General features: G+C 69.9%; 7 protein-coding genes and 1 pseudogene. 4 read left to right on the top strand and 4 right to left on the bottom strand.

Features of this window, described 5'->3' with window-relative positions:
- The 3 genes and pseudogenes from proA to AC2VOU_RS07695 form a co-directional block, all read right to left on the bottom strand.
- Positions 1–502, bottom strand: a pseudogene (gene proA / locus AC2VOU_RS07705) (glutamate-5-semialdehyde dehydrogenase); the annotation flags it as partial.
- A 51-nt stretch (positions 503–553) separates the two neighbouring features.
- Entirely contained in the window at positions 554–2,041 is a 1,488-nt protein-coding gene (locus tag AC2VOU_RS07700; RefSeq protein WP_486956838.1) for a mechanosensitive ion channel family protein, read from the bottom strand.
- The gene (locus AC2VOU_RS07695; RefSeq protein ID WP_486956839.1) at positions 2,041–4,254 is read right to left on the bottom strand and encodes an adenylate/guanylate cyclase domain-containing protein; all 2,214 of its coding nucleotides are present in this window, start codon (positions 4,252–4,254) and stop codon (positions 2,041–2,043) included. Before AC2VOU_RS07695 ends, AC2VOU_RS07700 begins: the two co-directional genes overlap by 1 nt.
- Positions 4,255–4,446: 192 nt before the next feature.
- On the opposite strand from AC2VOU_RS07695, the gene AC2VOU_RS07690 reads away from it, so the two are divergent.
- Positions 4,447–5,331 carry a ribokinase gene (locus tag AC2VOU_RS07690; RefSeq protein WP_486956837.1) on the top strand — a complete coding sequence of 295 codons (885 nt, stop codon included), beginning with the start codon at positions 4,447–4,449 and terminating at the stop codon, positions 5,329–5,331.
- Here AC2VOU_RS07690 and AC2VOU_RS07685 read toward each other — a convergent pair.
- Positions 5,328–6,134, bottom strand: a complete 807-nt coding sequence (locus tag AC2VOU_RS07685; protein WP_486956836.1) for a GntR family transcriptional regulator — start codon at positions 6,132–6,134, stop codon at positions 5,328–5,330. The two genes, AC2VOU_RS07690 and AC2VOU_RS07685, sit on opposite strands and share 4 nt — an antisense overlap.
- Positions 6,135–6,215: 81 nt before the next feature.
- On the opposite strand from AC2VOU_RS07685, the gene AC2VOU_RS07680 reads away from it, so the two are divergent.
- From AC2VOU_RS07680 to AC2VOU_RS07670, 3 genes are all read left to right on the top strand, one after another.
- Positions 6,216–7,646 (top strand): MmgE/PrpD family protein, encoded by a 1,431-nt coding sequence (locus AC2VOU_RS07680; RefSeq protein ID WP_486956835.1) that lies wholly within the window; start codon positions 6,216–6,218, stop codon positions 7,644–7,646.
- A 12-nt stretch (positions 7,647–7,658) separates the two neighbouring features.
- A complete protein-coding gene (locus tag AC2VOU_RS07675) occupies positions 7,659–8,543 on the top strand; it encodes an isocitrate lyase/PEP mutase family protein (RefSeq protein WP_486956834.1) in 885 nt (294 codons plus the stop codon).
- Positions 8,534–9,408 (top strand): aconitase family protein (locus AC2VOU_RS07670; protein WP_486956833.1); only part of this gene is annotated, 875 nt, incomplete at its 3' end. The genes AC2VOU_RS07675 and AC2VOU_RS07670, both read left to right, overlap by 10 nt.

Below are 9,408 nucleotides of genomic sequence, written 5' to 3'. Positions count from 1 at the left end.
GCGCCTGGTTGGACCTGGCCGCCGACGAACTCCCGCGCAGCAGCACGGCGTTGCCGGACTTGAGCGCCAGGCCGAAGGCGTCGACGGTGACGTTGGGCCGGCCCTCGTAGATCATGCCGATGACGCCCAGCGGCACCCGCTGCTGGCGCAGCTGCAGGCCGTTGGGCAAGGTGTAGCCGCGCAGCACCTCACCGACCGGGTCGGGCAACCCCGCGACCTGACGCAGGCCCGCGGCGATCGCCTCGACGCGCTTGGCGTCCAGCGCCAGCCGGTCGAGCATTGCGGGCGCCGTGCCGGCGGCCCGCGCGGCGTCGAGGTCTTCGGCGTTGGCTTCCAGGATCGTCGCGGTGTGCGCCACCAACGCAGCGGCCGCGGACTGCAACGCGGCGTCCTTGGCGACCGTCGGCAACACCGCGAGCGCGCGGGCCGCGACACGGGCGCGGCGCGCGGCGTCGTGGACTTCGCGGCGCAAGTCGGGGCGCGACGGTGCTCGCAGACTCATCGAACCAGGGTATCGGTCGCCGAGCGGCCGACTAAGGCTGCCCCATCCGCGTCATTGCGACCGCTGCATCGGTGCGCCGTGACGTGCCGGGCCGCGTTCCGTGTGCACCACCGACAGGGCGGCTTTCACCGGCGTCTCTCCCGCCCGCTCGCCGCACCTCGCCTGGCGCACTTTGTTGCGACGCTCCTCGATGATGCGGCCGAAGTTCTGCAGCAGCACCGGTTCGCGCATCACCAGCGGCTCGAGGTGTTCGCGGTCGATCTCGAGCGCGGTGACCTCCCCGAGCGCGTGGGCGCCGGCGAGGTTCGGTTGCCGGGTCAGCGCCGTCAGCCCCAGGAACGAGCCCTCTGCCAGCGTGCCGATCACCGTGACGGACCCGTCGTCGGCCGTGGCGGTCAGTTGCACGCTGCCGGCGACCAGGAACGTCATCCCGGCGGGCACCTGACCCGCGTACTCGACGATCTCGTCGGCCCCGTACCGGACGAGCCGGGCGCGCGAGTGCAGCAAGCGCTGTTCGTCCATGCTGAGACGCAGTGCGGGCGCCACCACGGTGCGCAACGCGCTCTCGACCCGTTCGGCGGTCGAGTAGTCGTCGTCGGCGCCGTCCAGGTGAAGCCCTTCCCGGCGCGCGGCGTACCAGATCCATCGCAAAAACGTGGACCGGGCGCCACCGTCGTCGGCGGGCGAGTTCAGCGCGAAGGACGTGCGGTACTCGGCGCCGCCGACGGGCACCGAGCGGGGCACGACGCCGGTCGCCAGTTGCGGCAGGCCGGATGCGGTCCGGGTCAGCAGCGCGCAGACCCGGTCGGGCGGGTCCGCGGCCGAGAAGGTGGTGGTCAGCGACAGTTTGTGTGTGCCCGGCGGGCGGCTGAGGTTCGTGAACGACGTCGTGGCCAGCATCGAGTTCGGCATGATGCGCATGCCGCTGCCGGTGTCGATGTGCACGGCCCGCCAGTTCACCTCGACGACGCGCCCCTTCGCGGTTCCCGTGTCGAGCCAATCGTTGATCCGGAAAGGCTGCTCGAAGAGCATGAACAACCCCGACACGATCTGGCCGACGGAGTTCTGCAACATCAGGCCGATCACGACCGACGTGACGCCCAGCGCGGTGAACAGGCCGCCGACCCGTACACCCCAGACCCAGGACAACATCAGGGCCACACCGGTGCCGATCACGGCGAAGCGGGCCACGTCGAGGAAGATTCCGGGAAGCCTTTTGCGCCAACTGTCTGCGGGGGCGCCCTCGAACACGGTGGCGTTGAGACCCGACACCACCACCAGCAGCACCAGGAAGCCGAACAGCGTGGTGAGCATCCGCACCGGCACGTCGCCGGCCGGGATCTGCGACGCCTTGACCAGCAGCAGCAACAGCGCACCGAGGGGCAGCAGGTAATTGCGCAGCAGGCTGACTTGTCTGGTCATACGGCTGTTGCGGCGGGCCAGGTTGTGACCCAGCTCGGTGAGCGCGATCAACGCGAGCGGAAACCCGACCGCGATGCCGATCGCCCAGTAGAACCACGGGGCGTGCCAGGCGTTCATCACCGCTCCGCGAGCCGGTAGATCGCCTGCTCGGATCCGCCGACCGAGATGGTGCCCGCCGGCGTGAACTGCCGCACGTCCCGCAGCGCCTCATAGACCTGAGCACTCACGTAGATGCCCGGCTGCGGTGCGCCACTGTGCATCTGGTAGGCCAGGCTCACCGCCCCGCCCCACATGTCGTAGATGAGACCGGACCGGCCCACCAGCCCGCTGACCACGTTGCCGGTGTTGACGCCGATCCGCAGGCTCAGCTGGTGACCGGTCTGGGCGTTGAAGCGGTCGATGCTGTGGCGCATCTCCAGGGCGAAATCGACGCTGCGGTGGATGCTGTCCAGTCGCGGGGTGATCACACCGCAGCTGGCCAGATAGCCATTGTGGAACGTGCGGATCCGTTCCACGCCAAGGGCTTCGGCCGCCGAATCGAACTGGCGGAACAGTTCGTCGACGATGCCGACCAGCACGTCGCCGGGCAGGCTGTTGGAGATCTCGTCGAGCCCGACGATGTCGGCATAGATGATGGCGACGTCCTGATGCGTCTGGGCGATGGTCTCCTCGCCGCCGCGGTACCGCTGCACCACCGATTCGGGCATCAGCGCCAGCAGGAGCCGTTCGTTCTCCCGGCGCTGCTCGTTGAGGAGTTCGTCCTTGATCGCCAGGTTCCGGCTCATCTCGTTGAACGCCGCGGTGAGATCGCCGAACTCGTCGCGCGACTTCACCGGGATGTTCACTTCGTAATCGCCGGAGCTGATCTTGCGCGTGCCCGCCTCGAGTCGCCGGATCGGCCGCACCGCCGCCTGGGCGACCAGCATCGAGGCCACGCAGATGACGAAGATCATCGCCGTCACCGCGATCACCAGCGTTTGGCTGAACCTGCCCAGTCGCGCGAAGGCATCGGAGTTGTCCCTGGTGGCCAGGATCGACCAGTGCAAGTCTGAGTCGGGTATGTTCACCGGGGCATACGCTTCCAGCTCCCGGTTGCCGGTGTAATCGGTGCCGCTGACGGTCCCGCTCTCGCCGCGCTGGGCGGCCCGAAGGCCCGAGCTGGCAACCGGCTGCACCAGCACGGTGGTGTGCAGCCGGATCGCCCGGGCGACGACATCGGGCGGTGTGCCGGCGGCGATGGCCTCGCGCCGGTACTCCTGCGGGTCTTCCAGGAAAATGCGCGAATCCGAGCGCATCAGGTCGTCGGGGCCCGCCAGATAGGTCTCGGTCGCGGCACCCATCCCAGCGGCTTTCCACTGTTTTCCTGCGGTCATGATCGTGTTGATCATCGCGATCGGCACCGGCAGGGCCATGACGCCGCTCATCTTGCCGTTCATGCCGACCGGCGACACCACCCACGCCGTGGGCGTGTCGAGCTGTGGCTGATAGGGCTGGAAGTCGGTGATCCAGACGAAGTCGAGATCGTTGGAGCGCAACGCCTTTTGGTAGGCGCTACGGAGATTGGATTCCCGGTACGGGCCGGTGAGGATGTTGGTCCCCAGGTCCGGCCCTTTCCGCACGCTGTAGACGACATTGCCCTGCGTGTCCAGCAGCAGCGCGTCTCGATATTTGAAGCGCGTCACGATGCCGCTCAAGTAGAAGTTGAAGCGGGCGTTGGCCGCCGACCACGCGCTGCCGTCGCCGGCCTCCCGCATGCCCGCCTGTTCGTTCGGCGGCGTGGGCACCGCGGTGTAGTTCGCCTGAACGTACCTCTGCGCGTTGGAACTCGGCAGGACGGCGTTGAGGTCGATCGTGTCGCCGGTCAGCTGCTTGATCGGCAGGATCATCTGGTTTTGGTAGTAGCCGACGAGCGCCTGCTGCTGGGCGGGGGTGATCGTCGCGTCGGCAAGTTGGTCGAAACCCGCAGTGAGCGCGTCGGTTGCCTCGACGATGCTGAATCCGCCGCTGTAGACGATCAGCGAATTCGTCACTTGCCGAAACAGCGCTTCCACCGCGCGCTTCTGGGATCCGCGCAATTCGATCAACCGCTCGGACTCGACCTGCACCAACGCGTCGCGGCCGGACACGGCCCCGATGAAGCCGATGACCGCCACGCCCAGGATGCTCGACAGCAGCAGCGCCACCAGGATCTTGGACTGGATGCCGAACCGGAAGCGGGGCCGCGACAGAAACCGGTGCTTTCTTCTGCCCGCCAATTCGACCGGGGCGGATTTCCCATCGGTCTCTCCGGCGGATTCCCGGCCGCTTTCCGAAGTGGTTTCGCTGGCAATTTCCCCGCCGGTTTCCCGGCTGGTCCGAGGGGCCGGATCGGCGTCTTTAACCCCGCTCGATGTCAATCGCCTCTCCGCCTTTCTTCGACAGGATTCGGCCTCGCTCACGCAGCAGAGTAACGCGCCGACCCGCAGATATTGGCGATTGCCGCAAAGCGACGCTCCCCGCCCGGCGCGACTACCGTCGCGGGAATGGCGCGGGTGTGTGTGGTTGGCAGCGTGAACATGGATCTGACGTTCGGCGTCGAAGCCCTCCCGCGTCCGGGCGAGACGGTGCTGGCGTCGTCGTCGAGCCACGCCCCCGGCGGCAAGGGCGGCAACCAGGCGGTCGCCGCGGCGCGGGCCGGCGCACAGGTGCAGTTCGTCGGCGCGCTCGGCGAGGACGCCGCGGCCGGACAGCTGCGGGCGCATTTGACGGCCAACGGCGTCGGGCTGGACGGGACCGTCGCGGTCCCCGGTCCGAGCGGCACGGCGATCATCGTGGTCGACACCGGCGCCGAGAACACCATCGTCGTCGCTCCGGGCGCCAACGGGCGGCTCTCGCCGTCCGACGAGACGGTGCGCACGGTGATCTCCGACTGCGACGTGCTGTTGACCCAGTTGGAGATTCCGGTCGCGACGGCGCTGGGCGCGGCGCGCGCGGCCCGCTCGGCCGGGTCGGTCGTCCTGGTCAACGCGTCGCCGGCGGGCCGGGACGACGGCGCGCTGGCCGAACTGGCGGAGCTGGCCGACGTGGTGATCGTCAACGAAGACGAGGAACGCCAATGGCGCTGGCGGCCGGACCATCTGGTGACCACCCTGGGCGCGCGGGGCGCCCGGTACGCCGGCACCGACGGCGAGTTCACGGTGCCCGCCCCAGCGGTCGACGCGGTGGACACCACCGGGGCCGGCGACGTGTTCGCCGGGGTGCTGGCGGCGAACTGGCCGCCGGGGCCCGGCGCGACGCCCGAGCGGCTGCGCGCATTGCGGCGCGCGTGCACGGCCGGCGCGCTCGCCACGCTGGTGCGCGGCGCCGGCGACTGCGCGCCGCGCGCCGACGCGATCGACGCGGCCCTGCGCGAGGGGGGCTCGGGCTAGTCCCGGCGCACGTCGTGGGCGATCGTCAGGCCGTCGGCCATCTCGAGTTCGTCGGCGGTCTGACTCAGCAGCACGCGGCTGCGCCCGGGCGAAAGCAGGGCAGACAGGTGGTGGTGCGGCGCGCCGGCCACGAACACCAGCCGATTGACGCGCAGCAGCGCGGCGCCGATCGCCGTGTCCAGCAGGCGGGCGTTGCGCGGGCCCGCGATCTCGGCGGTGATCTCATGACGCACCCGGTCGGCGACGATCCCCGCGTCGGACAGCAACTGGTAGAGGGGCGCGCGCCGCAGCGCGGGCCCCGTCAGCGCGCCGGCGAGTTCCGCGGGCAGCCAGGCCTCGCTGACGATCAACGGCTCCCCGGTCCTGCGTTGCCGCCGCACCCGCACGATGTGCAGCAGGTCGCCGGACGTCTCGAGCGCCTCGGCGACGGTTTGCGGAGGGCGGCGGACCCCGAGTTCGACCACCTCCACCTCGGTTTCGAACTGGGTCCGGCGCAGCCCCGCCATGTAGGAGCTGCCGGAGGACGACACGTCGGCCGGGCCGTGCGTGCGCACAAAGGAACCCACCCCGTGCCGGCGCTCGATGTAGCCCTGCTCGACCAGGTCCGCCAGCGCCCGGCGCACGGTGATCCGGGAGACCCCGAACTGCTCGCAGAGCGTCTGCTCGGTGGGCAGCGCGTCGCCGGGGGCCAGCACGCCGCGGTCGATCTCGTCGTGGAGCACCAGGAACAGCTGCCGGTGCAGCGGGACACCCGCAGCGGCGGACACCGGTGCCGCCCTGTCGCCGGCCTTGTCCACGGTCATGAATGTTTCCACACCCGTCCGCTTGCGCTCGTTTCGCTAGTTGTTATATGTATATAACAACTAATCGGGAAGGGGTGGCTGATGACGGTGGTGACGCAGCGGGCCGCCACCGACCCGGCGGGGCCCACCGGGCGACTGGCCACCTGGATCGCCGGGCTCACCCTCGACGACGTGCCCCAGCCCGTCTGGCGGCGCGCCAAGCACCTGCTGCTCGACGGCCTGGGCTGCGCCCTCCTCGGCGCGCGACTGCCCTGGTCGCGGCTCGCCACCGACGCGGTGCTCGGCATGGAAGGCGCGGGTGACACCGTCGTCATCGGGACCGGCCACACCACCGGCGCGCCCGGCGCCGCGATCCTGAACGGCACGTTCATCCAGGGCTTCGAGCTCGACGACTTCCATCCCCTCGCGCCGCTGCACAGCTGCTCGCTGGTCATCCCCGCCCTGCTGTCGACGGCCGCGACCCGGCCGGGAACGACCACCGGCGCCGAACTGCTGCTCGCGGCGATCGCCGGGTTCGAGGTGGGGCCGCGAGTCGGCTACACCCTGCACGGAACCCAGATGCTCGACCGCGGCTGGCACTCCGGTTCGGTCTTCGGCACCCACTCGGCGGCCATGGCGTCGGGCAAGTTGCGCGGACTGCCGCCCGCGCAACTGGAAGACGCCCTCGGGCTGGCGGCCACGCAGTCGTCGGGGCTGATGGCCGCGCAGTACGAGGCCATGAGCAAACGCATGCACCACGGCCTGGCCGCCCGCAACGGGTTCTACGCCGCGGGCCTGGCGGCGGCCGGCTATACCGGCATCAAGCGAGTGTTCGAGCGCGAATACGGCGGCTTCCTCAGCGTTTTCGGCGAGGGTCACGAACCCGACGCCGCGCTGCTCACCGGCCAGCTGGGCCGGCGCTGGGAGACGAAGATCATCATGGTCAAGCCCTACGCCGCGATGGGCGGCCTGCACGGAGCGATCGATGCCGCCAGGCAGCTGCGCGAATCCGTTGTGGCCGAGAACATCTCAAAGATCGACATCACCGTCGGCGAGACCGTCTACAAGCACGGCTGGTGGCCGCCGGAGCGACCGCTCACGCCGATCGGGGCGCAGATGAACATCGGCTACGTCACCGCCGCGGCGCTGCTCGACGGCAACGTGCTGCCCGAACAGTTCGCCCCGGCGCGCCGCGACGCCGACGACATTTGGTCGCTCATCGCCGCGACCACGGTCCATCTCGACGAATCGCCGGCCCGCGCCGCGACGACCGAGAAGTTCCGCACCGAGCTGGCGGTGACGACCGTCGACGGCGCCGTGCACCGGGTCGGCGTCGACGTACCGCATGGGGCGCCCACCGACCCCGTCACCGACGACGAAGTCGTCGCGAAGTTCCACGCGCTCGCCGAGCGGGTCACCGACCGCGCCCGCGCCGACGCGATCGAACGGGCGGTGCTCGGATTGGAGGAACTCGACGACACCGATCAACTGACCGAACTGCTCGCCGCTCCGGTGGCGGGCGCCTTGGACTGAAAGGAACCTGCTGTGGCTACCACCCCGGCCCGCCGACGCCTCAGGGAGCTGCTCGGCAAGCGCGAACTCGTCGTCGCGCCCGGCGTTTTCGACGGCATCTCCGCGCAACTGACCAAACGCACGGGCCACGTCGCGGCCTATATGACCGGGGCGGGCGTGGCGGCCTCGGGTTTCGGCCTGCCCGACATCGGGCTGGTCACGGCAACCGAGATGGCGGGGCGGGCCGCGATGATCGCCGACGCGCTGGGCGACATCCCGCTCATCGCCGACGCCGACACCGGGTATGGCGCACTCCGGAACGTGGTGCGCACGGTGCGTTCGTACGACGCGGCGGGGGTGGCCGCGATTCAGCTGGAAGACCAGGCCTTCCCCAAACGGTGCGGCCATCTGCCGGACAAACAGGTCGTCGACGCGGCGCTGTTCGAGCAGACCCTCGCCGCCGCCCTGGACGCGCGGTCCGACGACGACCTGCTCGTGGTGGCCCGCACCGACGCCCGCGCCCCGCTCGGGCTCGACGAGGCAATCGAGCGCGCCAACCGCTACGCGCGCGCGGGCGCAGACGTCATCTTCGTCGAGGCGCCGCAGGACACCGGCGAGATCGAGCGCATCGCAACCGAAGTCGACGCCCCGCTGCTGATCAACCTCGTGCTGGGCGGCATGACGCCGCTGCAGTCGGCGGCGCGACTTCAGGAGCTGGGCTACGCCATCGCCATCCATCCCGGGAACCTGCTGATGCAGGCGACATTCGGCATGCTGCAAAGCCTTTGCGAACTCAACGGCAGCGAGCTGGCAGCCCACCTGCCGAGCAGCCCCGCCGGCTTCTTCGACCTCGTCGGCATGGCCGAGTGGCTGGCCCTCGACGACCGCTACGCGCACCGGGACAACTCATGGGCATGACCGTCATCGAGAAGATCCTCGCCCGCAAAGCCGGTCTGGGCTCGGTGTCGCCGGGGGACGCCGTCGTGGTCGACGTCGACATGACCGTCCTGATCGACCTGCAGTTCGCCACCATGTGGATCGCGCCGAACCGCGTCCACGACCCCGCCAAGCTGGCCGTCGTCATGGATCACGCCGTCCCGGCGCCGACCGTCAAGGACGCCGCGGGCGGAACGCACGCCCGCAAGTTCGCCGCCGATTTCGGCATCGAGCGCTTCTACGACGTCGGCCGGCACGGCATCTGCCACCAGGTGATCGCCGAGAACGGCCTGGCGCGGCCCGGGGAGATACTGGCCTGCGCCGATTCGCACACCTGCGCCGCCGGCGCCTACAACACGGCGGCCCGCGGACTCGGCCCCGCGGAGGTGTATTCGATCATGTGCACCGGAACGACGTGGTTTCAGGTCGCGCCGACCGTCCGTTACGAACTACACGGCGCCAAACCGGACGCCGTGAGCGGCAAGGACGTCTTCCTCTACCTCGCCGACGAATACGGCGACGCCGCCAACCTCAACCTGGAGTTCGGCGGCCCCGGGCTGGCCGGCATCCCGATGCACGACCGGCGCACCATCGCGACGCAGTGCGCCGAGGTTTCCGCCGACTTCGGCACCTTCGAGCCGGACGAGATCCTGACGGCATTCCTCGACGAGCGCGGCATCACCGGATACGACGCCGCCGCACCGGATCCCGACGCCGCCTACCAAGAGGTCCGCCACGTCGATCTGTCCGGGCTGGAACCCTACGTCGCGCGGCCGGGCACCGTCAGCCGCAACGGTCTGCCGGTGTCGCGGCTGGGCAGGCAGAAGGTGGACCAGGCGTTCATCGG

Source organism: Mycobacterium sp. TH-M25 (genome assembly GCF_057473665.1).
Note: the sequence above shows the minus strand (reverse complement) of the source record. Positions and strands in the feature narration are given on the sequence as shown.